Annotated in this window: 23 protein-coding genes and 1 riboswitch; of the genes, 10 read left to right on the top strand and 13 right to left on the bottom strand. The window is 42.2% G+C overall.

The window, feature by feature from the left end; translation table 11 throughout:
• Positions 1-12: 12 nt before the first annotated feature.
• On the bottom strand, positions 13-447 hold the full coding sequence (locus tag MKY63_RS11085; protein WP_339812862.1) for an Lrp/AsnC family transcriptional regulator: 435 nt from the start codon (positions 445-447) through the stop codon (positions 13-15).
• 158 nt (positions 448-605) lie between these two features.
• Here MKY63_RS11085 and MKY63_RS11080 point away from each other — a divergent pair, with 158 nt between their 5' ends.
• From MKY63_RS11080 to MKY63_RS11060, 5 genes are all read left to right on the top strand, one after another.
• The gene (locus MKY63_RS11080; protein WP_339812859.1) at positions 606-1,070 is read left to right on the top strand and encodes a VOC family protein; all 465 of its coding nucleotides are present in this window, start codon (positions 606-608) and stop codon (positions 1,068-1,070) included.
• Between the two features lie 314 nt (positions 1,071-1,384).
• On the top strand, positions 1,385-2,044 hold the full coding sequence (locus MKY63_RS11075) for a class I SAM-dependent methyltransferase (protein WP_339812856.1): 660 nt from the start codon (positions 1,385-1,387) through the stop codon (positions 2,042-2,044).
• Positions 2,045-2,268: 224 nt separating this feature from the next.
• A complete protein-coding gene (locus tag MKY63_RS11070; protein WP_232061486.1) occupies positions 2,269-2,811 on the top strand; it encodes a sigma-70 family RNA polymerase sigma factor in 543 nt (180 codons plus the stop codon).
• Positions 2,804-3,964, top strand: coding sequence for a DUF4179 domain-containing protein (locus MKY63_RS11065; protein ID WP_339812852.1), 1,161 nt, complete (start codon positions 2,804-2,806; stop codon positions 3,962-3,964). The genes MKY63_RS11070 and MKY63_RS11065 overlap by 8 nt, the downstream gene beginning before the upstream one ends.
• A gap of 23 nt (positions 3,965-3,987) precedes the next feature.
• Positions 3,988-4,893 (top strand): DUF5643 domain-containing protein, encoded by a 906-nt coding sequence (locus MKY63_RS11060; RefSeq protein WP_076222402.1) that lies wholly within the window; start codon positions 3,988-3,990, stop codon positions 4,891-4,893.
• Between the two features lie 105 nt (positions 4,894-4,998).
• Here MKY63_RS11060 and MKY63_RS11055 read toward each other — a convergent pair whose 3' ends face one another.
• From MKY63_RS11055 to MKY63_RS11035, 5 genes are all read right to left on the bottom strand, one after another.
• Positions 4,999-6,216, bottom strand: coding sequence for a HAMP domain-containing sensor histidine kinase (locus tag MKY63_RS11055; protein WP_076143910.1), 1,218 nt, complete (start codon positions 6,214-6,216; stop codon positions 4,999-5,001).
• Between the two features lie 321 nt (positions 6,217-6,537).
• The gene (locus MKY63_RS11050) at positions 6,538-7,920 is read right to left on the bottom strand and encodes an amino acid permease (RefSeq protein ID WP_036682353.1); all 1,383 of its coding nucleotides are present in this window, start codon (positions 7,918-7,920) and stop codon (positions 6,538-6,540) included.
• A 115-nt stretch (positions 7,921-8,035) separates the two neighbouring features.
• Complete coding sequence (ltrA, locus tag MKY63_RS11045; protein WP_036681916.1) at positions 8,036-9,298, bottom strand: group II intron reverse transcriptase/maturase; 1,263 nt, start codon at positions 9,296-9,298, stop codon at positions 8,036-8,038.
• Positions 9,299-9,966: 668 nt separating this feature from the next.
• A riboswitch (glycine riboswitch) is annotated at positions 9,967-10,049 on the bottom strand.
• A 244-nt stretch (positions 10,050-10,293) separates the two neighbouring features.
• A complete protein-coding gene (locus MKY63_RS11040; protein ID WP_076143912.1) occupies positions 10,294-11,001 on the bottom strand; it encodes a DNA alkylation repair protein in 708 nt (235 codons plus the stop codon).
• Between the two features lie 70 nt (positions 11,002-11,071).
• Positions 11,072-11,626 (bottom strand): TetR-like C-terminal domain-containing protein, encoded by a 555-nt coding sequence (locus MKY63_RS11035; RefSeq protein ID WP_036682356.1) that lies wholly within the window; start codon positions 11,624-11,626, stop codon positions 11,072-11,074.
• Positions 11,627-11,792: 166 nt separating this feature from the next.
• On the opposite strand from MKY63_RS11035, the gene MKY63_RS11030 reads away from it, so the two are divergent.
• From MKY63_RS11030 to MKY63_RS11020, 3 genes are all read left to right on the top strand, one after another.
• Positions 11,793-13,268: a DHA2 family efflux MFS transporter permease subunit gene (locus MKY63_RS11030; RefSeq protein ID WP_339812847.1), complete on the top strand. Its 1,476-nt coding sequence runs from the start codon at positions 11,793-11,795 to the stop codon at positions 13,266-13,268.
• 267 nt (positions 13,269-13,535) lie between these two features.
• Positions 13,536-14,111, top strand: coding sequence for a C39 family peptidase (locus MKY63_RS11025; protein ID WP_076105127.1), 576 nt, complete (start codon positions 13,536-13,538; stop codon positions 14,109-14,111).
• 135 nt (positions 14,112-14,246) lie between these two features.
• Entirely contained in the window at positions 14,247-14,906 is a 660-nt protein-coding gene (locus MKY63_RS11020; protein WP_076124251.1) for a hypothetical protein, read from the top strand.
• 153 nt (positions 14,907-15,059) lie between these two features.
• Here the strand turns inward: MKY63_RS11020 and MKY63_RS11015 are convergent, their stop codons facing one another.
• Positions 15,060-15,608, bottom strand: a complete 549-nt coding sequence (locus tag MKY63_RS11015) for a pyridoxamine 5'-phosphate oxidase family protein (RefSeq protein ID WP_036682364.1) — start codon at positions 15,606-15,608, stop codon at positions 15,060-15,062.
• A gap of 153 nt (positions 15,609-15,761) precedes the next feature.
• Here MKY63_RS11015 and MKY63_RS11010 point away from each other — a divergent pair, with 153 nt between their 5' ends.
• Positions 15,762-17,192: a PLP-dependent aminotransferase family protein gene (locus tag MKY63_RS11010; protein ID WP_339812841.1), complete on the top strand. Its 1,431-nt coding sequence runs from the start codon at positions 15,762-15,764 to the stop codon at positions 17,190-17,192.
• A gap of 26 nt (positions 17,193-17,218) precedes the next feature.
• On the opposite strand, the gene MKY63_RS11005 is transcribed toward MKY63_RS11010, so the two are convergent.
• Together MKY63_RS11005 and MKY63_RS11000 are read right to left on the bottom strand one after the other, a co-directional pair.
• Positions 17,219-17,992 (bottom strand): ABC transporter permease, encoded by a 774-nt coding sequence (locus tag MKY63_RS11005; protein WP_036682367.1) that lies wholly within the window; start codon positions 17,990-17,992, stop codon positions 17,219-17,221.
• Positions 17,989-18,954: an ABC transporter ATP-binding protein gene (locus MKY63_RS11000; RefSeq protein WP_339812839.1), complete on the bottom strand. Its 966-nt coding sequence runs from the start codon at positions 18,952-18,954 to the stop codon at positions 17,989-17,991. The genes MKY63_RS11005 and MKY63_RS11000 overlap by 4 nt, the downstream gene beginning before the upstream one ends.
• Positions 18,955-19,200: 246 nt before the next feature.
• On the opposite strand from MKY63_RS11000, the gene MKY63_RS10995 reads away from it, so the two are divergent.
• Positions 19,201-20,001 (top strand): hypothetical protein, encoded by an 801-nt coding sequence (locus MKY63_RS10995; protein WP_036682370.1) that lies wholly within the window; start codon positions 19,201-19,203, stop codon positions 19,999-20,001.
• A gap of 221 nt (positions 20,002-20,222) precedes the next feature.
• Here the strand turns inward: MKY63_RS10995 and MKY63_RS10990 are convergent, their stop codons facing one another.
• The 4 genes from MKY63_RS10990 to MKY63_RS10975 all read right to left on the bottom strand — a co-directional run bounded on the left by MKY63_RS10990 (position 20,223) and on the right by MKY63_RS10975 (position 25,435).
• Positions 20,223-21,587: an MATE family efflux transporter gene (locus MKY63_RS10990; RefSeq protein ID WP_339812837.1), complete on the bottom strand. Its 1,365-nt coding sequence runs from the start codon at positions 21,585-21,587 to the stop codon at positions 20,223-20,225.
• 75 nt (positions 21,588-21,662) lie between these two features.
• Positions 21,663-22,322, bottom strand: coding sequence for a dihydrofolate reductase family protein (locus MKY63_RS10985; protein WP_036682374.1), 660 nt, complete (start codon positions 22,320-22,322; stop codon positions 21,663-21,665).
• 20 nt (positions 22,323-22,342) lie between these two features.
• Positions 22,343-23,479 (bottom strand): extracellular solute-binding protein, encoded by a 1,137-nt coding sequence (locus tag MKY63_RS10980; protein ID WP_036682375.1) that lies wholly within the window; start codon positions 23,477-23,479, stop codon positions 22,343-22,345.
• Between the two features lie 15 nt (positions 23,480-23,494).
• Positions 23,495-25,435, bottom strand: a complete 1,941-nt coding sequence (locus MKY63_RS10975) for an alpha-amylase (RefSeq protein WP_051491235.1) — start codon at positions 25,433-25,435, stop codon at positions 23,495-23,497.
• Positions 25,436-25,452: the final 17 nt, after the last annotated feature.

Here is a 25,452-nt window from a genome sequence, read left to right as displayed (position 1 = left end):
GGAAAATGGGCTTTAGAGCAACACCCTGTTTTCCAATATATTTTTCAGACTGATATGAGATTTTGAAGGTCCAAACTTTATAAGTTTATCTTGGAATTCAGCTAACTCCTCAATAGACGCGGTTTGTACCTTTATGAGATAATTATATTCTCCGCTAATCCGATATAAATCGGTAACTTCCATAGCATGTTTGCAAAAATCCGTAATCTCTTGGCAATGTTCTGTTTTTAATAGAATAAACGTAGTTGTGCCCCGATCCAGATCTCGTAGATTAAAAGCTGTATGATACCCAGAAATGATATTCCTTTCCTCCAGCTTGATCATTCGTTCTTTAACAGAGGGTTGTGACATAGAAACCTCTTTACTGATTTGTGAAATGGACATTCGGGCATTGTACTGAAGTAATTGCATAATCTTTTTATCAATCTCATCCACAAGTTGTTCCATAGCAAGCGCCTCCTAGACCCATTTTATAAAATAAACTTATTCCACTAAAATACCTTAAATTTAATAACCATATTACTACAAAACACTTATCTTATATATATATCTCATATTTTAATACAACTATAATAAGTATATATTGAAGTTGGGAGCGATTATAAATGAGTGTAACAGGCCTTGCACATGTAGCGATTCAAGCCAAAGACTATAAAGCAACTATTTCATTCTATATGGACGTTTTAGGATTCAAGCTAGGTCATCATTGGAGTCTGCCATCCTTTCAGATCAAAGAAGCCTCCATGCTGATTTCACCTGACCGCAGAACCTGCATTGAGATTTTTGATAATGATGCAGTCATCGCCGCTCAAGGAAAAAAAGCCTTATCTGATGAAGATATAGCGCACGGAGCGTTATTACATCTTGCCTTCTATGTAGATAATGTAGAGGAGATGTATCAAAAAGCCCTTGCACATGGCGCAAAAGCTTTTATAGCACCGGATTCTCTGTCTCTGGGCGAACCGCCTCTTCTAATAAAAAACGCGATCATTCACAGTCCCAATGGAGAAGTTATCGAATTTCTTGAAGAGGTTGATTTTGATATGTCCGGCAAAGTTCATGTAGAATAAACGCTAGGGAGGGTTATGAATTATAAAACATACCATTCTCAGTAAAAAGTCGCTTTTCCTCTTAATTTTTTTGATATTTCTTATAGGAATCTACTTTTTATTCTTTGGACTTCCGTGGAAGTCTCTGGCTTTAAAAAAGCAATTTGAAGTCTATTTAGAAGATAAATATCAAATCGATTTCCAGCTGGGTAAGATGGACTTTGATTTTATTCATCGCACTTATCTTTCTTATGCCCATCCAGTAAATGATCCCACTCTGATTTTTTATGTAGGTCAAGATATTGAAAGCAAGGAAATTCAGGATCTTTATCCATATGAAGTTAATAAACGAAATGCTGAGAGAAAGTAATAGAATTCGAAGCCTGCTTCTAGCAGTTGAAGAAGGAATGATAGTATTGATCGTGATTCAAGTCATCGCTTGGCTCATCGCCTTCGCAGCCTTGTTATCCATGGTGTCGATTGTGCTGGTGAGCTGGAGGAACGGGATATCGCCGATGCCTACGTCAAAATCTGTACGCTCGGCTGTTGCCGTTGAGGTGAATCGGATTCCGGGATATAGCAGCATTGTGGAGGCGGGATCGGGTTGGGGAACACTTGGCATGGATGTTATTCGCCAATGTCCAGGCAAAAGGCTGACGGGCATTGAAAATTCCAGTATTCCCTTGTGGACATCCCAGCTGCTTGCTAGGTTCGGCACACGTATGCTGCGAGCAGACGAAGGCCAGAATCTGCTCCACGGAAGGCTTCATTATGTACGTGGGGATATTTATAGCAGCTCTTACGAGCATGCGGATATTGTTCTTTGTTACTTATTTCCCGGAGCAATGAAGCGGCTTGGGGACAAGTTCAAGCGTGAGCTACTGCCGGGCGCGGTGGTCATTAGCATTTGTTTTGCCCTTCCAGGCATGCAGTGTGTCCGTACCATAACATGCACGGACACACTGCGTACCAAGATATATGTATACAATTTTTAATTCAGGATTACCCCACTACTTCTTTTCAGATAAGGTGGTAATTCTGGATTTTTTTCAGTTTATCCACTTGAAACTCCCCTTGCCAAAAACAATGAATTGCACGGACTTTATACCACTACCGAGGTAAGTGATTTGTCCAGGAGAATGAATTTTATTCTAAATATAACTTTTTGTATGTCTTCTCCATCTAATTATACAGAGGGCCCTCAAGGAGGAAAAATCATTTGCTGGAAAACGAACTGGATATCAAAAAAGCGCAGAAAGGCGACCACGAGGCGTTTACCCGTCTTTTCAGGCAACTGGAATCCCAGTTGTACAGATTAGCCAAAACCATTCTGCTAAAAGATGAAGATTGCGCGGATGCTCTTCAGGAAACAACACTGAAGGTGTATAAAGGGTTGGCCAACCTTAAGCAGCCTAAGTTTTTTAAAACCTGGGTTATACGCATCCTGATTAATGAATGCAATCAGTTACTTCGTATGCGAGAACGAACTATAGCTGTGGCGGAAATTCCCGAGGAACCGGTCGTTTCCTATGTGCATTTTGAAGATTCAGGCAACGTAGACCTACAAAGCTTCATTAATCAGTTGGACGAATCCCTGCGGCTTGCTATCGTGCTTTTTTATTATGACGATTTATCCATTAAGCAGATTGCAGATGTGCTCGACATCTCCGAGGGAGCGGTCAGGGCACGACTTCATCGCGCACGGAGATTGTTGTCCAAACAGATACATCCTGTGCGGGAGGAGGGTCTTGCTAATGAATAATAACAATTTAGAAAAGCAGATCAGGGAGCTAGGGAAAGCTAATATACAGGAGCTTCCTCCTTTACTACGATCACGGCAGGATTCGATTTATGCATCGCTGGCCACCATTGTCCAGGATCCTGTGGAAAAGGAAAAGAAAAAGCGGATTTATCCAAAAATCACAGCTGCTGTGACTGCGGCGATATTGTTAAGTGTTATGCTAACGGCTATCTATCCGCCTACGTTGGCCAATGCGCTCAAGCAGCTTCCCTTGATAGGCGGTATTTTTGAACGGGCAGATGATATAGGGTTACAAGCGGCCCAGCGTCTGGGGCTGACTTCCCGTCTAAACAGCAGTGATACGCATGAAGGGATCACCTTGTCTGCCGAAGAGGCTGTATTTGATGGCAGCCGGTTGGCATTCTCGGTGAAGCGTGAGGGAGAAGAACTGGAAGGTAAGCTAGCCGGAGTAACGATTGGAGGAGATGGGAAGCCTTTTTTAGCGAAAGGTGCAATAACCTCTGCAGAAGTAATGATCGACGGCGCTTCCCTGGAGCAATTTTCAGATGGTCTCTGGAAAGCTATGCCGTTTCTAAGCTGGATAGAAGGTGCGGAAAGCAACACAGCTATTTTTAGACTAGTGGATTCCTCGAATTCCGGAATCTCCAACAAACCTTTTCCTGATCGATTTGTATTGACTGTAACCCTTGGCTTAAACGGTATTGATGAACCGTTTGTTCTCCAAATTCCTGCGCGGAAGGCTACGATTAATAAAATTTCCACACCTGACATACGCGCACAAGTTGGAGGATGGAGTTTGATCCTGAAAAAGCTGGAATATAGTCCATTAACGACACGCCTGTCGCTCATGCTGGAACAGGATACAGACGAAGATCATACAGCATTGAGTTTAGTGGGCTTTGAAGTAAAGGATCAACAAGGACAGGTGCTGAAAGATATTTCGCAGAAAGTCCTCTCGACTTCCAATAGGTCACTTAATGTCGATTTGCTTACTGAGCCATTTGAGAAACACCCTAATATGCTCACAATCCGTGGCTATCTTTATGAGTTTGAGAACCCACAAAGTAAGAATGGAGCATTTAAAATTGACAGTTCTGGAAACCCAGTGAAGCATTATATTGACGGTCTAGAGATAAACGTGCTAGTTAAATAAAAATTAAGGAGCTTGATAATATCATGAAAAAAATGACTAAGAAGATGTCTGTAATTTTAAGTGCTGCTGTATGCCTAGGAGCGTTGGGAATGCCAGCTTTAACTCAAGCATCCAGTGCCCAACCCGCTGTTGAAGCTTCCCTGAATACAACAAAAGTGGCCGATTCACACGATCAGCTTACTTTAAAGGGCAGTGCACAGTTTGACGGTAATTATATTAAGATCGACCTGAGCCGTGAGGGATCGCTATTTTCAGGAATGCTCGCAGGAGTAACCTTAAATGATAAAGGCGAACCCTATCTTGCAGAAGGTACTATTGTGGGAATAGACGCCAAGCTCGCTCAACCAGGAGGCATCGATTTAAAAACACCACGCTGGATCAGTGACGGAGATGCCAACAAGGCGGTTGTTGTATTGCAGACCGGATGGCTAACCGAGCAACAAAAGGCAAGCCTGGCTTCCTCTGAATTGAGTATCTATGTGAAGCTTAACGGAATCGAAAACCCGTATGTACTTAAATTTTCCCTCAAGCAAGCAGGATTAGTGCGTAATATTCAGCTGCCTGCTATAAAGAATGACAACCAATTTGAAATCAAAACCACCCGTGTTGCTGCGGGAGAGACTTCTGTGCGTATCGCTTTAGCGGTTAAAGGGGTTGCCACCCAAGGCCAGGCTTTAGGATATGACATTTATGATAATCTGGGCAATAAATTAGAATCTATTGCAAGAGATTCTATTGCAGCAACTCAAAATACGGTTTCTGAAGATTTATTGTTCGAAGCACCTCGCTCAGCCGCTGAATATCTAGTTATCAGACCTTATCAAGCCGTATTTGAAAAAGGCAACACCGGGGCTTATAAATTAGATGCCAAAGGCAATGTAGTTAAAAATTATAACAAGCAACTGGAGATCAAAATCCCTCTAAAATAATCGTTAACGCAGCAAACATAAACATATATATCTAGGAAAAGGGGATTACCTCTCCGCCGAAGGCTTGAGGTAATCCCCTTTGTTCAATTGAAAGAAGGTTCCGTATTACTGATCATTTATAGCTAAAAAGCGGATAGTAGCTGTTGTCCCCTTACCTTCAGAGCTACTATAATAAATTTCCCCGCCGTATTTTTCTACGATATTAAAGCAAATCATTAATCCTAAACCTGTTCCATTACTTTTTAATGAATAAAAAGGAGTGCCTAGCGACTTAACCTCTGCTTCTGACATCCCGCTTCCTTCATCGATGATTGTTATCTCAATAAAATTATTGTTCCTATTCGCCATAATAGAGACAGATTTACCAACTTCCGAAGCCTCTAAAGCATTTTTTATTATATTAATAAGCAGCTGCTTAAATTCAATTTTATTAATAGAAATCATGCAATCTTCTTCTACGTAGGTAACGATTTGATTATCAGATAACATTGCGTAGGAATGGAGCAATCCTGTAACACTTTCAAGTACATCCTTCACATCTACTTTTTCTAATTTTTGCTCTCCATTTGGCTTTGAAAGGGTTAGAAATTGCGAGATAATCTGTTCTACTGTGTTTAATTCATCAATCATTAATTTAAATTTTCTTTTCATAGGATCATCAAATGAAGGATCCTCATCAAAAAACTGCAAAAAACCTCTAACCACTGTCACTGGATTTCTAATTTCGTGCGCAACGGCAGCTGTTAATTGTCCAACCATCTTTAAACGCTCAGATTGCTGTAATTGTTCATAATAAAGCTGCTGTTTTTTCATCCGTTTAAATGATATTTGAAAAATGAAAAATAATAACACTTGAACCGCTATTATATTAATGAAATTGCCTAGCATATCATAATGTAAATATGTATATAAATCCCCTCTATCAATCAAGAGGATATAGCCAAATGTAATTACCATTAGTACCCCATTTATAATGAAGGAAAAATAGAACAATTTTAAATCAAAAAATAGAATAGACAGTGCAGGAATAAGACAAATGAGGATATAGGTAGTCCATGTTTGAGGATATAAAAAGAATAGCGTATAAAAATACGCAAATCCAAATAGAATGATAATCTTTCTAAAAGTATGTGTCTCATGCTTAGGGTAAATCCATAAACAAACCGTTAGAAACGCCACACATAAAAAATGAATGATATAACCAAAATCAATCCCATCTAACTCTAGGGTAGATAGTATCAATCCAAACATCATAAGAACGATGATCATTAACATTAATATGTAATAGGTTTTTCGATTCACCCGACTGTAGAACTCTCTCATGAATTCACCACTTTTAAATTGATTTTACCATTACGATAGTTATCTTACTTGTAAACTTATTGTCGAAATAAGAATTATATCAGTTGAAATAGTAATAAACAATAACTGAAAAAAACTGTAAACTCGATGATATTATAGTTTGTAAAAAATTAAAAAACCGGGAGATACCATTTTAACAGTATCTTCCGGTTTTCTGTTTAACTTTGCATATTCTTTAAGCAAACGTCCATGTAGGAACGCTTGAAACCGGCAAGGGCTCCCTGCCCAGTCGCGGTTGAATATAACCACGGCTTCTGCGCCGGTTAAAGCTTTCCTCATAAACTAGAGAGGTGTTTCGGTCCTGATTATTTTATTATCTCTTTCCCTCTTTCTTCTATTTATCGAATACAAAACAAATAATAAAATAAACCATAAAGGCGTCAACAATAATGCCGGACGAGTTTCATCAGCAAACAGCATAATTATGAGTATGATTGCAAACAAGGCTAGAACAACATAATTCACAAAAGGTGTGAACGGTGCCTTGAATTTTGATTTGGCCTGCAATTCCGGCTTCGTCTTTTTATATCGCAAATGGCAAATTAGAACGACGCCCCAAACCCAGATGAAACAAATGGCACTAATCGTTGTCACGATGCCAAAGGCCGTCTCCGGAATCAGCTTACTCAACAAAGCCCCTACAGATAAGACAAGCGTGGATATGAATAAAGCATTACTTGGTACATGATTTTTATTAAGCTTTGCAAAGTTGGCTGGAGCCTGGTCATTTCTGCTTAGATTGTATAGAATCCGGCTTGTTGAGAACATCCCGCTGTTACAAGCGGAAGCAGCTGAAGTTAATACAACGAAATTAATAACCCCCGCGGCAATCGGAATCCCCACTAAACTAAATGTTTTAACAAAAGGACTTTCTGCCGGGTTTAGTTCTGTCCAAGCGTTGATGCATAATAAGGCAATAATAGCACCCACGTAGAAAAATAGAATTCGTAAAGGTATTTTATTAATCGCCGATGGGATAGTTTTTTCTGGATTGGATGTTTCCGCTGCTGATACCCCCACCAATTCCACACCCACAAAAGCAAACACAACCATTTGAAATGAAAGTAAGAACCCGGAAATCCCGTTTGGAAATACTCCCCCATGTGCCCAAATATTACTGAGCGCAACCGTTCCGGTAGTTGTTTTGAATCCAATCACCAGTAAAACTACCCCTATGGCAATTAACGCGAGAATAGTGATTACCTTAATTAAAGCAAACCAAAATTCCAATTCGCCAAAGCTTTTTACAGTTAATAAATTGAGTCCTAATAAAATAATTAAACAAATGACTGCGGGTATCCATTGCGGGATATCAAACCAATATTGTACATAGACCCCAACAGCTATAATATCGGCCATAGCCGTCATGATCCAGCAAAACCAATAGGTCCATCCAGTTACAAACGCCGCCCGCGGTCCAAGATAATCTTCGGCAATGTCTGTAAAAGATTGATAACCTGCTTTTGACAACAGAAGTTCTCCCAATGCCCTCATCACAAAGAAAATAGCGATACCCACGATTAAATAAGCAAAAATGATCGATGGTCCTGCCAGCTGTATAGCTTTTCCAGATCCTAGAAATAATCCGGTACCGATGGTTCCACCAATCGCAATGAGCTGAACATGTCGATTCTCTAAATCTCTCTTTAATTCTTGTGCTGCCATTTCGAACTCCCCCTTATGTGAAAAAAATAACAAGTAAAAATGATAATCGAGTAGGAGGGGGCGGCTAGCCCCCGACCTCTCACACCACCGTACGTACCGTTCGATATACGGCGGTTCATGAAATATTCCGTAAGGAGTTGTATCTGTCCAATACACTCTTTAATCCATTGGCTTCCCAATATTGGTTATTCAATGCATGTTGTAGAATTGGACTCCCTGCAATTCGCCAATACCCTTTTCGGGTATTTCCCCACTCATAGGCTTTATCCTTAGGTACCCCTAAGGATATAAGTCTTTTGACTTTGGTTCTAGGGGTCTTCCACTGCTTCCAGAGGCACATTCGTAGCCTTCTTCGTATCCATTTATCCATATCTCGAAAGGTACTTGGGGTATCCGCCAGCGAGAAATAACCGCACCATCCCATGAGGTAGTGGTTTAGTTCCTTGATTCGCTCTTCCATCTTCATCGATCTCTTTCGAGAGGATATCTCCTGTATTCGAACCTTGACTCTCTGTAAGGACTGCTTCGCAATTCTCACCTTTGGTTCTTTGTCCACACTAAAACTAAATCCTAGAAACTTTCGTTTCCAGGGACGGTCTACCGCGCTCTTTACTTGGTTCACCTTCAGCTTTAGCCTCGTCTCGATGAATCGGGTGACCGTTGTCTTGACTCTCTCTCCTGCTCTTAGCGTTTTCACGTAAATATTGCAATCATCCGCATAACGAACGAAGCGGTGCCCACGTTTCTCGAGTTCTTTGTCGAGCTCATCTAGGACAATGTTAGATAATAACGGACTCAGTGGACCGCCTTGCGGGGCACCTTCCGTTGTCGGGGTTACTAACCCGTTCTCCATCACACCTGACTGAAGATATTTGCGGATAAGCAGGAGAACTTTCTTGTCCTCCACTTTCTCCGAAATCTTCATCATCAGTCGGTCATGGTTGACGCGATCAAAGAATTTCTCCAAGTCTAGGTCGACTACGAATCGATAGCCTTCTTTCATAAAGGTTCGAGCTTTCCTCACCGCATCATGCCCTCGTCTTTTCGGACGGAATCCATAGCTATGGTCGGAAAACTCTGGATCAAACAATGGAGTTAACACCTGCGCGATTGCTTGTTGAATCATTCGATCTGTCACGGTAGGTATTCCTAGTAACCTAACACCTCCGCCACCGGGTTTCGGGATTTCGACTCGGCGCACGGGGCTCGGTTCATAGGTTCCTTCTTCTATGGCATGCCGCAAGGTCTGCCAGTTTTGTACGATGTGTTCTCGTAAGGATTTTACGGACATCCCATCTACGCCATGACTTCCTTTATTCGCTTCAACACGCTTTAAGGCTTGCAGAAGATTTTCCCGTGATAGCAGTTGCTCCAACATTTTTTTTTTAACCTCTCTTTACGTGATTTATACCTTCCATTTGTGCCAAAGATGAACTCCGCCCTGCTGAAGACCCCCACGGGATTCACCGTTTCCTTCTTCAGTCAGGTCCTTTCGGATTTTTTTTTTTCTGCATTCATCGCTCATCTTGAACGCCTGGATGTATAAATCCTATTCCATGTTCAGCCCTTCCGCAGCTGTTGCAACAGCTTGCGTACTATGGCGTCTGCTGACTTCTGTGCACTCAGCCTACTCTCACAAGTAGGGTTACGAAGTATACTCGCCTATCACACAGATCTCCCCAGGTAAGAACGCTATCTTCCTCTCCATCTATCTGCTTCATTTACTCTCGTACGCCTTTGGCAGTATGGACTTTGGTTTGTTGTGCAACCTCATCCAGCCTACGTTAGCCTTGTATGAAGTTCGTATTCCTCAGACCGGAGATTTGCCGCTGGCTTCCTTCAGATTCCACCTCGCGGTGGACACCCTTGCCTTAAGCTAATGGCTACTACTGCCTTCGCCATTCGGGACTTCAACCCTATAGATAGCGCCCATGCTGGGCGCACACAAAAAAGAGATTGGATACGCTCCAATCTCTTAGGTATAAGAATAATAAATAAAATACATTTATTTATTCTGACGATGATCAGAATAACAAATGAATTATCTAGTACTCTTCTGTCCTTTTGCCTGAGATTGTGAACCCTTCGGCGCCGGGGGATTCCCCCACGGTCTCTCCAGAAGCTGCTCCTGCTATAGTGTGATCCATAGCAATCATAGCTTGCGAATTATTTAATTTTTATGTCGCTAACTTCATTTTTAATATTTTTCAATACTAATCATTGTCAAATATTTTGTCAATAACATTAATTACCGCTTTATTATTGTTCCATTAACTTTTATTGCACACAATTAAGGGCTTGTCAGCCAAGCCGCCAATTCTTCTGTCTGCAGGCACAACCTTCAATACGCTCTCCTTAGCACTCCATGACTGACTAACACCTTACATGTTTTCGTTTGAAGCCCAGCTGCGATTTATCAACTGCCTTTTGAATATTAATTGAAGCATTCAAAATCTTGCTTTTTGCACTACCGGTATGGACTTCCACCGGGCCAACTTCCTTTGCAATCTCAACCGCTTTATCATGAAGCGGCAGATAGGATACGCCCACAGTGTAGATGAAATTGTTCATTGCGTATTTCGTTCGTTCAGGGGCATCATGAATCGTATTTTTAGCAAGCTCCAACATAGCGGCCAATTTTTCTGCGGAAAATTCACTGTCCGGGCGATTTCCGAGCAGCCAGCAGTAACAGTTCCAGCCCGCCGACATTTTCAACTCTATCTCACTTGCAATCCATTTATCAGAAACCTCTTGCGCAATATCCGTCTCCGCCAACGTTACTGCCACCACAAAGTCCGATAGCATATAGAAATAAGCCCCAGCAATCCACCGCTCAAAATCCGACTCTGACATTGCTTTAGGCTCCGCGATCACCCCGGCAAAATACATAGCGTCGTAATTTCCCGTAGCATAAAGCTGCTCGGCCAAGGGTTGATTATGTTTTATTTTTCTGAAGATAGGCTTCATCTGGCCTGTGGCCACACCAAAAAGCGGTTCGTGCGCGCCATTGGATAGATATATTTTCTTGGTGCGTTCCTTGCCGAGAGCTTCAAGCTCTTGCATGACCGTTTCTAAATCCATTGTTCGCACTTCCTTTTTTATGAATATTGGCTAGGGACTCAAACTTTACTTGAATATATCATAAAAGCCCTTATAAATATCTTCTTTTATACATCAAGGTAATTTGCCCCGCTATGTATTCAGCGCTATATTGGTTGCCATCCTTAATCCACCACATAATAATCCCCAGTAGTGAGGCTGCAATAATATCAACGGAGACTACCTCCTTAGTAGAGTCAATGTTCCTCGCGTTTCTTCGTTTTTCGACAGTATTTTTTAACAGGTTGGTCAAGTGGTTTTTGAAGCCTTTATGCTCAATCAATACAGCAAAAACTTTCCGGTATTCAAAAAAATAATTTAAAAAGGTGATCAGCTGCTCCTGTTCGTTGTTGCTCTTCATTTGTAATAGCGGTTCAACCTTCATGGATAGGTCATCGAAGATTTCATGTACGATCTGGCGCAATAAATCGTTAATATCCTCATAATGCAAATAAAACGTTGCGCGATTTAGTTCCGCGCGGTTGGCGATTTTTTGGACGGTCAATTGCGAAATCTCCACATTGTCGGACAATAATGAAAAAACAGCGTTTTTCAACATCTTTTTTGAGCGAATGGCTCGTGGGTCAACTCTTTTATGTTCAGTCATTTCATCCCTCTATTATCGTTTAAATGGCCTTTCATCAACTAATTTGCCTATTCTGTCGATTAGTCGACATTTTCAATAAAATTGCAAATAGGAATACTTTTTAAATCCTGATATGATTTATTTTATTGACACTATGTCGAAAAAGCAATGAAGAGAGGACTGCAACATGCAAGAAGACACTAAGAACATAAATAAAGGGATCTTACTAACCATCTTAATCTTTGGTTGTTTCTTATCCACACTCAATCAGACGCTTTTAAATGTCGCCTTAAGTAGTTTGATGGATGTTTTTGATGTCACAGCAACAACCGTACAATGGATTTCAACAGGATTTATGCTGATCAACGGGATTTTGATTCCGATTACGGCCTATTTAATGAAACGTTTTACAACACGGCAATTATTTATAAGTGCCATGTCATTTTTATTAATCGGTTCTATAATTTGTGCAGCAGCGCCGAGCTTTAGTCTACTCTTAATCGGACGGATGATCCAAGCTGCCGGTGCTGGCATTATAATGCCGCTCATGATGAGTGTTGTGCTGGCGATCTTCCCCGTTGAAAAACGTGGCAGCGCTATGGGACTGCTTGGGCTGGCGATGATATTCGCTCCTGCTATTGGGCCAACGCTCGCGGGTTTTGTTGTCGAATACCACTCTTGGCGCTGGTTATTTATCGGGCTTATTCCACTTGTCCTCATTGTTATAGCGTTGGCGTTCAAGTATTTAGTGAATGTATCTGAGACGTCTAAGTCGAAGCTTGATGTGGTAAGTGTTCTTTTATCAACCGTCGGATTCGGCTTAATTTTATACGGCTTCAGTAGTGCAGGAAGTAAAGGCTGGGATGATGTAATCGTGATCCTAACCTTAGGGATTGGGGTCGTGGTAACAGCCGTATTCTGTCTTCGACAAATCAAATCGGATGATCCACTGCTAAACCTGTCGGTCTTCAAAAATAAAGTGTTTACGATGACATCTCTTATTAACGTATTAATCACAATGATGATGTACGCAGATATGATCTTATTGCCTATTTATCTGCAGAATGGTCGCGGGTTTACAGCATTTGATGCAGGACTACTATTGTTGCCGGGCGCACTCGTAAATGCGTTCATGTCACCCGTCACCGGTAAATTATACGACCGTTTCGGTGCGAAACCGCTGTTCATCATTGGCCTATTGTTTATTATTCCATCTATGTGGGCGGTAACAGATTTATCTGAATCGACCACGTATACTTATCTAATGATTCGTACCATAGGCCTGCGAATTGGATTAAGCTTCATTACTATGCCACTCAATACAGCCGGACTAAATGCGTTGCCCAAACAACTTGGCACTCATGGTACAGCTGTGAATAATACCGTTCGCCAAATTGCCGGGGCCATTGGTACTGCTGTCGTAATTACAATTTATACAGTGCAGGCAACCAGTCATGTAACTACACTGATGCAGAATAATCCCTCCGCTACTCCTGAGATCCTTAAATCCCTTACATCGATTCTTGGGGCAAGTGACGCCTACTACTTCATGATGATTTTATCCATTGCCGCATTTGTTATAACATTATTTATGCCCACGAAAAACAAGCTCATGATTGAAAGGAAAGCAAACCTAGTTAGCAAAGAAGAACCTCCGTTGTAACTAGTAATTGCAGTGTATATGAAGAAAAGCCATTCCTTAGCGGAGTGGCTTTTGTTATGAATGGCTTGCTTTGGATCATTGGAGCACGTATTCCTACGAGCATCAATATTTCCTTATCCATATCAGTATCCCCCTCTCCATATCAAATGTGTAGAATCTATTATAAAAACGAAAAAATATTTAAACTTTACACATAAGTTAATATATGGTATTTTAATAGTGTTATTAAAAGGAATATTAATCCATAATAAGGAGCTGATTCCATTCATGAAACTATCTTTAAAAAAGAGATTGATGCTTGTTGGAACCTTTGTTTCAGTCTTTCTTTTTTCTTTTGTTTCCCAAGCATATGCGACTAATTTAATTGGCTACCCTACAGCTACACAAGCTAAGAATAATTGGTGCTGGGCTGCGACTAGCGTTACCATACTTCAATATTACGGAATCTCTGTAAGCCAATGTTCTTTTTATGATCATGTGAAGGGAACCTCCGGCTGTACAACAGACGAGAGTGAATCTTATGGAACTGTTCAAGAAGGCATTCATGATTATGGTGTCTCCAGTTGGAATCATACAGGAGCACTATCTTACAGCGATGTAAAAAACCAGATTGATAATGTTGGCAGTCCTATATATGTAAGCTGGAAATGGAATAGTGCTACCGGTGGCGGGCACGCAGTAGTTATCTATGGGTACGACACATATAGTGGAAATGATTGGATTCAACACATGAACCCGAGTGGGGGCACAAAAACCTCCATGTTATACACCAACATTAAAGGTGGCTCCAGCTACGATAGAACCTGGAGATGGGGACTTCATGGCTTCAACAAATATATTTAAGGAGGGCTTCCCATTAAGAAAACGCTGCTGTTAACTGTAACTTCATTCGTTTTATTTCTGACTTTTTTCTCACCTGTATGGGCTCAGACCGTAACTGAAGATGTTGTTTCTTTTGCAAATACAGAAGGATTAACATTGATTAAAGAAGGACTATCTAAAGATCCTGAAGGGTATGGTTACAACAATGAAGCAGAGATTAGTGAAATTACCGTAGGTCAAGGAATGCAGATTCATTTTATTGATGGTGCTAAGCTTAGGGCGGCTTCCGATAGTCTGATTGAAACGGTCACACCCCAAGACAACTGGGAGTTTCTTATTTTATCGGGCGGAATACCCAAATCTAAAATGATCATTCAAAAGGATTCAAACGGGTCCTATCAAGTTACTGAGTTTGGAGGAAATCCTAATACTTTGGCCTATGCTATTCATTCACTAGAAGCTGAGGGTGAAGTGAGTGAGCCTACACTTATCCGTGAGCGGGACGAATATATAGCTGCCTTCAAGAAAGACAATCAGGAACTAATCATCGCCCCACAACAAGCCTCATCAGCAGAAACAAAAGGACTAAGCAATATTTCGGAGCCTCAAGCACCCGGGCATTTAATTGATGTGTTACAAACGATGCAGAACGATTCTTCCGATGACGAGCAGGATGGGTCGGGAACCATTGCTTCCGCATATTATGCGGACGATAATAATCATCTAACAAGGTCTATCACCATTAGCGCCATTATTGCTCTAGTAGCGGTATTTGTGTTCTGGGCCTATCTCAGAAGACGTAAACAACCTAAATAAATGTAAAAATAAGTAGGCCGCCCTCCTTCATTGGATTGCGGCCTACTTTGATAGATAGTACCTCTAAAAAGCCTCCCTCTCCCCATATGATTAGGACATAAAGGCTGTCAAAGACCTCGTTAGCATAACACCATTTGTAATGGTATCTTGCGGCTAAACATCTCGTCCAGTACCCATGCCCCTTTTATACATTTTTTCTGCTTCAATAGGACTTTCTTTTGCCGTGATATGATACGGAATTACCCGATAAACTTGAACCGGACCGCCAAATACAGCCGATCTATACTTTTCCACATGCTGCTTGGACAAGGGGCGATTATAATAACCCGGTACGTATTTATTGATCAATTCCTGAAGTACGTGTGTGGCTTCATCCAAATCTGAAATCGGTTCTGCTTGTCCAAAAATCATTACGCTCATATAAGCTGTATCCGTTTTGGCTGGTACCGGGTCTGTAATAGTTCCGTATTCCTCACATACCGTAAAACATACCTCCGGATTATCACGCATGACCTGATTACGTCTTCCATCTCCAGCCCCATGAATATACAGTTTCCCTTCAGTCCATACATAATTAAGTGGCACAACATAAGGGAGGTTCCCATCAACCAACCCCAGATAACCTAATCTCGTTTGGTGAAGGAACCTTTCAATCTTCTCTTGATCTAGGCATTCCCTGGTCTTGTAACGAACCGAATTCATATCGAATCTCTCCTTTTATTTAAATTGCGGATACCAGCGTTGTTACGGTAGTATATCAATGAATGGATTGCATTAAAATATCCAAAATTCGCTGTTTAGAGCAATCCATAATTCGTTTTTTATGATTGGAGTTTCTATTTGGAGGTATGTACGATGATGAAAGTAATTCGCAATGATAAGAGACCGATCTGGCAGCAATTGCTTGATCAAGCGATTCATAATATTACTAGCGGAGTCTGGGCACCAGGAGAATTACTGATTCCTACCCGCGAACTTGCGCACATCGTAGGTGTCTCCCGCTCAACTATACAGATCGTCTATGAGGAATTGTTAAGTCGAGGTTATACAGTTACCTCCCGCCGGGGAGGGACGCGAGTTAGTACGTGGAAGCAAGTCACTATGTCCACGAAGGAAATAGAAACAGAGGGCCCCACACCTCCGTCACTCTCCTTGCTAGACTCAGCTGTTGATCAATTACATGACTGGTTCAGAGGTAAAGAACAGCTAGAAGTGGATATTGATTTCAGTCCCCATGAACCCTATTTGGATGAACAATTTCAAAAAAACTGGCGGCAATCGCTGCTCCAGGCATCCGCTGAAATGGATTTATCAAGCTGGGCTTACGGTAACTGCTACGGGTACACACCATTACGTGAGCAAATACAGCGTTATTTATCACTTGAACGGGGCATACATGTCCAAACCAATCAGATTCTGTTGACCTCAGGAGCTCAGCATAGTATTGACTTAATCGCACAGTCACTTTTAGCTGATGGGGACACTGTCTCAGTAGAGGATCCAGGTTTCCCAGCTGCTTGGATGGCAATGAGATACCGCCGTATGAATGTGGTACCCGTTCCCGTTGATGAGTATGGTCTAGTGGTTGAGCATATTCACCCGCAATCCAAGCTGGTCTTTGCCACCCCTTCCCACCAGTGCGCAGTAGGGGTCGTTATGTCGGAGCCCCGCCGGCAACAATTGCTGTATAAGGCCGTTCAAGAACGATTTTGGATCATTGAAGACGATTATGATAGTGAATTTCGATATCGCGGGGAGCCGCTGCCAACGCTGTTTAGTCAGGCATCTAATAATACTTTGTACCTCATGAGTTTCTCTAAAATGATTGCACCAGGTATTCGTATTTCGGCTATTGTTGGATCAGTCGAGGCGATTGCTCAGCTAGCGAAGGTGCAGGAGCTGACTTACCGTCATCTTCCGATTATGGATCAGCTAACACTAACCCACTTCATTAAAAATGGTCATTTTATGCGCCATATGCGAAGAGTCAGAAATGTGTACCGGCGAAGACACGAGGTCATGGCAAAAGCTATTATGGCTAGCGGTTTAGGGGAGCGCTTCACGCTCAGTGGAGTAGAAACTGGATTACATATGTTATTAGAAGCTGAGGAAACATTCGACGAAGAAGCTGTGACAAAGTTAGCCCTACAACATGGAATACGTGTGTACCCTCTTGGGCCCTATTGTTTGGATAGCAAAAGAAAAGGATGGGTATTAGGGTTTGCAAAAGTAAATGAGGCAGCGATCGAGCAGGGCATTCATCGTCTTGCGGAGCGGATCCTATAAAATCATCTCCGCAAGCCTTTGTATCGCTAGTATTGCCCTAAAAGACCTTTTTTGATGGCTATTTTCTCGCAGCGATCAAACACAACGAGCCCTAAAATCAAATATACCAGCGAATTTAAAAATAGTACGCCATAATCTGATAAAGGCAATTGTGTTAACGTCAGATTCTCTAGCATCACTGTTCTTACCATATTCACTCCTTTGACGAAAGGAGCAAAAGCTAGAAACGGTGCTACAGTTAACGGAACAAACACTAGTCCCATCAAAACAAACTGAAAAATCTGTAAAAACGCTTGTATTTGTTTCACGATAATAGCTAAACCAGCAATCATAAAACTAACGCCTACCATACTTATCATAGTAACTACAATAATCGGGATCGTTGTCATGGGGTTAAGACTCAACCACTGTCCGGAGGTTAACATCGCACCAAAGAGTAAGAGGATCATAACAACAGACTGTAAGCCCAATTGACTGATGATCCGTGTGAGCATGATTTTCCAAACCCCCATGGGAGACATATATAACTGTTCTAATGTTCCACGCGTAGCTTCAGTGATTACCGAATAACCAATAAAGTTCATCGTCATCATAGTTAAGCTCCAAAAGACCACACTTACGATTGAATATTGAACATTCATATCAAAACTGGCCGGATCACCTATGAACATAATTCCAAAAAATGCCCCCAGAAATATAATATAAAAAGTGGCTACTAACGCAATAGTGTTTGGTAGATATCGTTTCATTTCAATATATTCCTTACGAAAGTTAGCATTAAATAAATGGAGCCATTTCATGAGTCTTCCCCCCCTTTTACAATCTGAATAAACACTTGTTCAAAATCAATAGTTATACGATCAATACTCTCCACCATGGTTCCTTCCTCTTTCAAAAGATCGAACAACTCGTAGATATCTTGACCCTGCTCTAAATTCACTTCTACGATGTTTTCATGGGAGCTTACTTTATAAGTGCTTAAAGGGAATCTACTCAACAGTTTATTCTCCTGCTTTAGGCTTAATCTCTCACCCAATTTAATGGAATAGGCCCTTGTTTCAAATAACTTAAGCAAATTCTCCACCTTGTCATCAATCACAACTTCACCTTTATTAATAATAATGGCCCGGTCACACAACTCCTGAACGACGGGCATATCATGTGAACTAATAATGATCGTGCGTTTTTCTTCCCTAACGATCGTTTTTAGAATGTTACGCAGTTCATAACTTACCTCAACATCCAAACCAAGTGTTGGCTCATCCAGCAAGATGACATCCGTATTAGCTAAAAGGGCTACAGCGATGGCTAGCTTTTGTTGCATGCCCCGGGACAATCCATTGACAAGCTCATGCTCCTTCTCTTTAAGGTTGAATTGCTCTAATAATTTATCGGTTTGATTGGAAACATGCTTCCGAGAATACCCCCGGTTGCCCGCGAAATATTCTAGATTCTCCCGAACGGTAAGACGCCAATATAAATTTCGATTCCCCTCTAATACAGCACTAATATGCTCTAAAGCTTTGAGTCTCTTCTTGCAAATATCTAAGCCATTAATAGATATAGAACCCGCATCCGATTCTAACAAACCACAGAGCATTTTTATGGTTGAAGTTTTGCCAGCCCCATTAGGCCCTAATAAACCGAGCACCTCTCCACGATTCACATGAAAAGAAACATCACGAACGGCATGGATCTTCTCCTTCGTTTTTCTTTTCACGTACACTTTGCTAATACCCCGTACTTCAATAATTTTTTCCACCTTATAACCATCCTCTCCTGTACGATATAAAGGGTGATTCCATTGTTAAATTCATTTTATTTAAGTATCTAGTTTTAGATAACTGGCTTCAGATGGATACTCTCTCGGTCTAAGGAATGAGATTTAGGTAGGGGTTGTGTTTATACACTTGTAGATTATGAAAACATTGAAACTTCACATATAAGTGAATATATGGTATTTTTCAGCTACTAGAAATATTTTTTAGGGGGGCTTCCCATTAAGAAAATGCTGCTGTTAACCGTAGCTTCATTCTTATTATTTCTGAGTATTTCCTCACCTGCATGGGCTCAGGCCGTAGCTGAAGATGTTGTTTCTTTTGCGAGTACAGAAGGATTAACATTGATTAAAGAAGGGTTGTCCAAGGATCCTGAAGGATACGGATACGCCAATGATGCGGAGATTAGTGAAATTACTATAGGCGAAGGAATGCAAATTTACTTTATTGATGGCGCTAAGCTTAAGCAGGCTTCCAATAGTCTGATTGAAACGGTCATCCCCCAAGAGATCTGGGAGTTTCTTGTTTTATCGAGCGGAGTACCCAAATCGAAAATGATCATTCAAAAGGATTCAACCGGGCCCTATCAAGTTACTGAGTTTGGAGGAAATCCTGATACTCTGGCCTATGTTATTCAATCTCTACATGCTGAGGGTGCAGTGAGTGAGCCTACACTTATCCGTGAGCGGGATGAATATATAGCTGCCTTCAAGAAAGACAATCAGGAACTAATCATTGCTCCACAACAAGCCTCAGCTGCAGAATCAAAAGGGTTACCCAGTAATTTGGAGCCTCATACACCAGAACATTTAATAGAGGTATTGCAGACGATGCAGAACGACTCTTCCGATGACGAGCAGGATGGGTCGGGAACCCTTGCTTCCGCTTATTATGCGGACGATAATAATCACCTAACAAGGTCTATCACCATTAGCGCCATTATTGCTCTAGTAGCGGTATTTTTGATATGGGCATATCTCAGAAGACGTAAGTTTCTAAGTTCCTTTAAAGATCGTTTAAAGATTTACTAAATTTTCAGTTTACCCGTAACTTCATATTGCCGTTGACCAGTAAAAAAAGTAACTAGTGCTTTAAAACGTAGTGGTTAAGATATTTGGCAGTTAACAACTGGATATTTAAAAAACAATGCAAAAGGCACTACCTTGAGGCAGTACCTCTTGCATTGTTAAGTGAAGAGATATCCAATTTAGGGGGAGATTAATCCTCCGCATCAATTCAATCAGGTCGTATGTTACATAGCTTTTTCAGCCAGATCGCTAACTAAATTTCTCATCCACTTACGGGAGTAAATCCGGGCGTAGCCGAAGCCAAAGCGGACAACCTCCTCCAGCGAGATGACGAGATACACAAGGTAGACAGGTTGCTTCCAAATGTATGACAGCAACAGCCCGGATGGGACTCCTATCAGCCACGTTGCGGTAGACTCCATGCCGAATACGAACTTGCTGTCTCCTCCGCTGTTTAGTATACCGCCGGCTATAATCATATTGGATACTTTGACCCAAAGAAATCCAGCAAACACGATAACGATATACATGCTCATTTGTTTAGCGTCCTCGGAGATATTGAACGCAGAGACATACAGCTTCGAGCCTGCCGCAATGATAACCCCGACGATCAGAGAGATAATGATGCCTAGACGAATGAACCTTTTCGCATGATCGAGTGCGATATCAGATTCATTCGCACCCAAACGGTTGCCAACCATTACCCCTGCTGCACTAGCCAGACCCGATAATAGGCCAATGCAAAGACCCTGAAGTGGGAAGGTAATGGTCATCGCAGTCATTTCCATCGTCCCCATACGGCTATAAATAATCGCATATGCTGTTTCGCCCAATACCCAGATTAATTCAGTCAGTAGCAGCGGATAGGTCGTTCCAAAAAACTTGCGAATGAGCGGTTTAGGAACAATGAATAAGTTCTTTAACCCGACAGCTCCCGGTAAACGATACCGGTACACGGCACCAATGATCAACAAGCATTCGAAGACCCTAGAGATAAGAGTAGCAATGGCAGCGCCCTTCAGACCAAGCGCAGGAGCACCGAAATGACCGTAAATAAGTACGTAATTCAGTATAATATTCAAGCCAACTGCAATTAGACTTACATACATCGGCCATTTGGCATGGCCAGTACTGCGTAAAATCGCGGAATACATCATCGTGAGCATGACAGGCACAAAACCGATCGACATTATCTGGAGAAAGATATAACCCTCTTCTATTACATTCATGTCTGTAGTGAATAGGCTCAGAAAGAGCGGCGAATCGATAAAGACAGCCGCAGAGAACAGGAACGAGAACGCAAAGCCAGTGATCAGTCCGAGACCCAGTACTTGAGAGACGCTTTTGGAATCTTTATTTCCCCAAAACTGAGCTGCATATATGGATACACCCGTCGATAAACCGGCCAAGACAACCGCGATGATCCCGTATATTTTGGTCGACATCCCCACCGAGGCAATTGCCACATCTCCCAGCTGCCCAACCATCAATTGATCCGTCAAATTAAGCAATGCCATCAGCAAGCTTTGAAGCGTAACGGGCACAGCGATTTTATACACACTTTTGTAGAAATCTTCTTTCTCTGACATGTATCGTTCACAACCCCCATATTCTCGATTTTTCCAGAACTTATAGCCATTCGCAGTCTATGACTTAGTTTGAGGTTAGATCACCTTTTTGTAGCGCATGAGCGTGTAGTTATCTTTTGGTTGAATTTCTACAACCTTGAACTTTTTCGCAAAGTTCAATTGCTGATACCCGTCTCCATCCACTAAAGTAATGTTTGTGGAGCCGCCTATGATGATTGGAAGCTGCATTAGAATAATCTCATCGACGATATCCTGATTGAAAATATGCCAGTTTAAGAATCCGCCGCCTTCGACCATCAGACTGGTAATCCCATAGTTCTCCTCCAACTGACGTTCAAGCTCCACAAAATCTACTTTATCCTCGCCGCAGATAAGGCACTCCTTTCCTCTTTGCCGGATCTGTTTGATTTTTTCTTCATCCCGTCCTTTCTCGGTCGTGACAATAATCGTCTTCCCTTGGTCCGAGAGTACATTGCAATCTAGCGGAATATCCAAGGTAGTTGTCGGAATGATACGAATTGGATTTTTATTTTCCTCATACCGATTAGTAAGGAAGGGATTGTCCGTCAAAATTGTATTTTTGCCGACCATAATTCCCTGCACCTTCCCCCGGAATAGATGAATAAATTCCATATCCTCACTGGAAAATAAAGAAAAAAGCTCTTTACTCGAATTACCAGCGCCCATAGTGAGCTTTCCATCAATAGAAATTTGGCTGAATATCGTTGTTTTCATTTGGCTCTCCCCATCTCTAATTAGCTTTTAAATGCGCCCCAAGAGGCTTGAATAGTCTGTTCTATTTTGTTCAATGCTTGTTCAGGATTGCTCAAGGGCAGCTCGATAAGACCCGCATTTAACGCCTCCCATACATGGATCATGAAGGGATAGGTCGGCATCGGCCGTGAGTGATCCAAAAGCGATAAAATCATCTTTTTGTTAGGCGCAGCAGAGGCAGCTAGATGGTTCAGCACCTCTTCCTGAGCCGGAATCCGCTGTACACCCAGCGTCCACATAGTTTGGCATTCGTCACTCAGCATAAAGCGCGTGAATGATAAAATATCTTCCCGCTCCTCGGACGTTAATGAATGATTAGGGTAGATCAGGCCAATAGAAGAAGACATGGATAATGATTGCCGCCCTTCGATGCTCGGAAGCTGGCAAACCGCAAGCCTATTGTTCATATGTTTATCTAGATGGTTATAAATCCACTCGCCACAAATAATGGCGCCGATCTTACCGTCAATGAACTGCTCAAGCAGTCCTGTGGAGCCGTCGAGACTAACGAGCACGCCTTGATCCATCTTGTCGCGAATAAACTGAAGCGCCTGCTTCATTTCAGAGGTGACGATATTCGGCTTTCCATTCTGTACAGGCCAACCGCCGAAAGCTGTAAGGAACGGAATAAACCAATAGCCTTGCTGTAAGTCTGCTCCAATCGGTATGATACCTTGGGCGGATAACTTTTCTGCTGCCTCTTCGAACACGTCCCATGTCGTCGGCGCACTAGGGTAAATCAACGGGTTGTAATACACAACCAGATGATTACCCCGCAATACAGGGATACCATACTGAACACCATTCATTTGCATCGTTGAAAGGGCTCCCTCAGTCAGCGTATCGTCAAATAGCCCGCCCGGTACTTCGGAGTAAAGACCGTTCTCCACATAGGAGGACATGTCAGCAGGAACCATCGCCAGATGCGGACCTTGCTGGGTGTCCTTAATTTGGTTCAGGCGCGCAGTCAGCTCCGTAATATTCATCACTTGTGGTGTAATTTGTACGCCGAAGCGCTCTGTATACAGCTTACAAATTCCCTCCAGCACCTCAATCGAGGTATCTCCCGGACCATCAAACTCATGCCATACCACGACTTCCTTATTGTTCTTTTCCATTGCAGCCTCTCTCCCTTACCTAAATTGTCTATGATTGTTTACGAGCACTAAAGCCTGATTAGGCGCAAGCAGCAAGCAATCGAACGCCTGACCTACGCTGCTACCCGTTAAGGAACTATCCAGTGTTACCGTCATTGGGCATCGGCCAGGTACGGCAACCTTCAAATCAACTTGGCAGAAAGCATCAGCACTCAAGTTAAAGCAGCACAGCAGCGTTTCATCCCCTTGCATATACCCGTACAGAACAATACCTTCCGGGGATTGAGCCACGAAAAAGTTTTCCGGCTTCACTAGGTGGCGCCAATCTTTCTTGAGTTCACTTAGCTCCGCCAACAGCGGCAGCATCGGTGTAGGATTGGTCCAATTAATTTGCATAACGTTAAAAAAAGCTCGGGAAATCTCCTCTCCGTTCGTGTTGTCTCCAAGACCACAGTTGAGCGGCTGCTCCTCATTCATTTCATAACCCGTCGTCACGTATGGAATTGCGTTCGGAAGAAATTGATTAAATACCGCGATCATCCGAGCAACCTCTACACCGCCACGGCTGGTGATCCGAGGAGTATCTGCTGTTTCTGCACAGGCAAATATATGAATATTCAACTCAGGCAGCTCTTCTAAGAATGAAATGAGATTCTCTTTAGTAATTTGTGTCATGACGTTCCATCCACTGCCAAGCATAATGTTATAGCCGGTGTTTGCTGCCTTCTTGTGGTTGCGATTGAACAAATCTTCGCTGATTAAGATCGCATTTGGATTCATCTCTTTAATCGTGTCAAAAATACGAGTCAACAACGGAATAGGAAGCACGTGTCCGATGTCGATGCGGAAGCCGTCAATCCCATATTTTTCGAGATTAACCCGTACTGCCTCCTCCAGAACATCCCACAGCTCCAGATTCGGCTCCTCTCCCGGGTAGTCATTGCATTTAATCGTATCAAAAAGGACATATGGCGCCTGATCCGGACTTATAAGATGTCTCACTTGCGGAGAGAAATCCTGGTAGAGGCGTAAGAACGTAATGTCTGTCCAAATCGGCTGCACATCATTTATCCAATCCGAATGCGCTGGAGCAGTCGTTATCCCCATCTCTTGCTCCACCAAAGTTAATAGCTCCTCTCCTGTTTTAGCAGCTTTCTCTTTCAAGTGCTGCCAAAGGATTGGATGGAGTTCATTGGGCGGTGGCGTGAACTTCCGCAGAAATACTGCTGTCTCCTGGCTGCGGTAGACCGTCTCCAATTTGTCCGGCGTACACTCCTCAAAAAATCCAAGCTGGGGAATTGCGGGCGGCGCAAAGCCTTCTAATTCATCCATTTTGATCCAATACACCCATTCAGGATGCTCGGTAATGAACGCACTGTTTTTCGCCGTCACACGGGGAATGAAGTCAACAACAGTCTTAATATCAAGTAAATGACAAGCCTCTACCAAAGCGCTGAGCTCATCGCGGATCGTAAACTCCTCCATATCATCCAATAGGCTATCGTGCAGGTTCTCGTCCAAATGGAATAACGATTGCACTGCGTAAGGGGACCCAATATCCCCCTTCAGATTCAACTTGCTGTACTGGTTAACTGGAAGCATGTACAGAATATTGATGCCCATTTTCTTTAGCAGAGGCAGAAGAATAAAGAATCTTAAAAAAGTACCCGATTCAATTTTTCCGTCATGGTTGTAATCCCAAGCCGTAGAATAGCGAATAAGCGAAGAATAGATCGCGCTATCGTCCAGATTTGTGCGTTCCTTAAGCAGATATCTCCACGAAAGCCTGTCCAGATAATTCAAATGATCTGTCAAAAAATCATACGGGTGTACACAAATTTCACCCTCTTTTTCTAAGAGAACACGCTCATATTGGCACTCATTCCACACTGCGGGTATCCAAATTGGCTCTATGTCTTTAGCCTTTTGTGTAGACAAGTAATCTTTAATTAATCTGAATTTGCTATCATTGCTCATCAACAGTGCCACCTCTC

The sequence above is a fragment of the Paenibacillus sp. FSL R7-0189 genome, from assembly GCF_037969925.1.
Classification (GTDB): domain Bacteria; phylum Bacillota; class Bacilli; order Paenibacillales; family Paenibacillaceae; genus Paenibacillus_AQ; species Paenibacillus_AQ odorifer.
This window is presented reverse-complemented; position numbering and strand designations above follow the sequence as displayed.

Bases quoted from the DNA above. Each gene is read 5' to 3' on its own strand.
- MKY63_RS10985 (WP_036682374.1), bottom strand. From the start codon at position 22,322: ATGAAAACAACGATATTCAGCCAAATTTCTATTGATGGAAAGCTCACT.
- MKY63_RS11065 (WP_339812852.1), top strand. From the start codon at position 2,804: ATGAATAATAACAATTTAGAAAAGCAGATCAGGGAGCTAGGGAAAGCT.
- MKY63_RS11060 (WP_076222402.1), top strand. From the start codon at position 3,988: ATGAAAAAAATGACTAAGAAGATGTCTGTAATTTTAAGTGCTGCTGTA.
- MKY63_RS11025 (WP_076105127.1), top strand. From the start codon at position 13,536: ATGAAACTATCTTTAAAAAAGAGATTGATGCTTGTTGGAACCTTTGTT.
- MKY63_RS10990 (WP_339812837.1), bottom strand. From the start codon at position 21,587: ATGTCAGAGAAAGAAGATTTCTACAAAAGTGTGTATAAAATCGCTGTG.
- MKY63_RS11030 (WP_339812847.1), top strand. From the start codon at position 11,793: ATGCAAGAAGACACTAAGAACATAAATAAAGGGATCTTACTAACCATC.
- MKY63_RS11080 (WP_339812859.1), top strand. From the start codon at position 606: ATGAGTGTAACAGGCCTTGCACATGTAGCGATTCAAGCCAAAGACTAT.
- MKY63_RS11085 (WP_339812862.1), bottom strand. From the start codon at position 447: ATGGAACAACTTGTGGATGAGATTGATAAAAAGATTATGCAATTACTT.
- MKY63_RS10995 (WP_036682370.1), top strand. From the start codon at position 19,201: ATGCTGCTGTTAACCGTAGCTTCATTCTTATTATTTCTGAGTATTTCC.
- MKY63_RS11035 (WP_036682356.1), bottom strand. From the start codon at position 11,626: ATGACTGAACATAAAAGAGTTGACCCACGAGCCATTCGCTCAAAAAAG.
- MKY63_RS11015 (WP_036682364.1), bottom strand. From the start codon at position 15,608: ATGAATTCGGTTCGTTACAAGACCAGGGAATGCCTAGATCAAGAGAAG.
- MKY63_RS10980 (WP_036682375.1), bottom strand. From the start codon at position 23,479: ATGGAAAAGAACAATAAGGAAGTCGTGGTATGGCATGAGTTTGATGGT.
- MKY63_RS11005 (WP_036682367.1), bottom strand. From the start codon at position 17,992: ATGAAATGGCTCCATTTATTTAATGCTAACTTTCGTAAGGAATATATT.
- MKY63_RS11055 (WP_076143910.1), bottom strand. From the start codon at position 6,216: ATGAGAGAGTTCTACAGTCGGGTGAATCGAAAAACCTATTACATATTA.
- MKY63_RS11075 (WP_339812856.1), top strand. From the start codon at position 1,385: ATGAAGTTAATAAACGAAATGCTGAGAGAAAGTAATAGAATTCGAAGC.
- MKY63_RS11010 (WP_339812841.1), top strand. From the start codon at position 15,762: ATGATGAAAGTAATTCGCAATGATAAGAGACCGATCTGGCAGCAATTG.
- MKY63_RS10975 (WP_051491235.1), bottom strand. From the start codon at position 25,435: ATGAGCAATGATAGCAAATTCAGATTAATTAAAGATTACTTGTCTACA.
- MKY63_RS11040 (WP_076143912.1), bottom strand. From the start codon at position 11,001: ATGGATTTAGAAACGGTCATGCAAGAGCTTGAAGCTCTCGGCAAGGAA.
- MKY63_RS11050 (WP_036682353.1), bottom strand. From the start codon at position 7,920: ATGGCAGCACAAGAATTAAAGAGAGATTTAGAGAATCGACATGTTCAG.
- ltrA (WP_036681916.1), bottom strand. From the start codon at position 9,298: ATGTTGGAGCAACTGCTATCACGGGAAAATCTTCTGCAAGCCTTAAAG.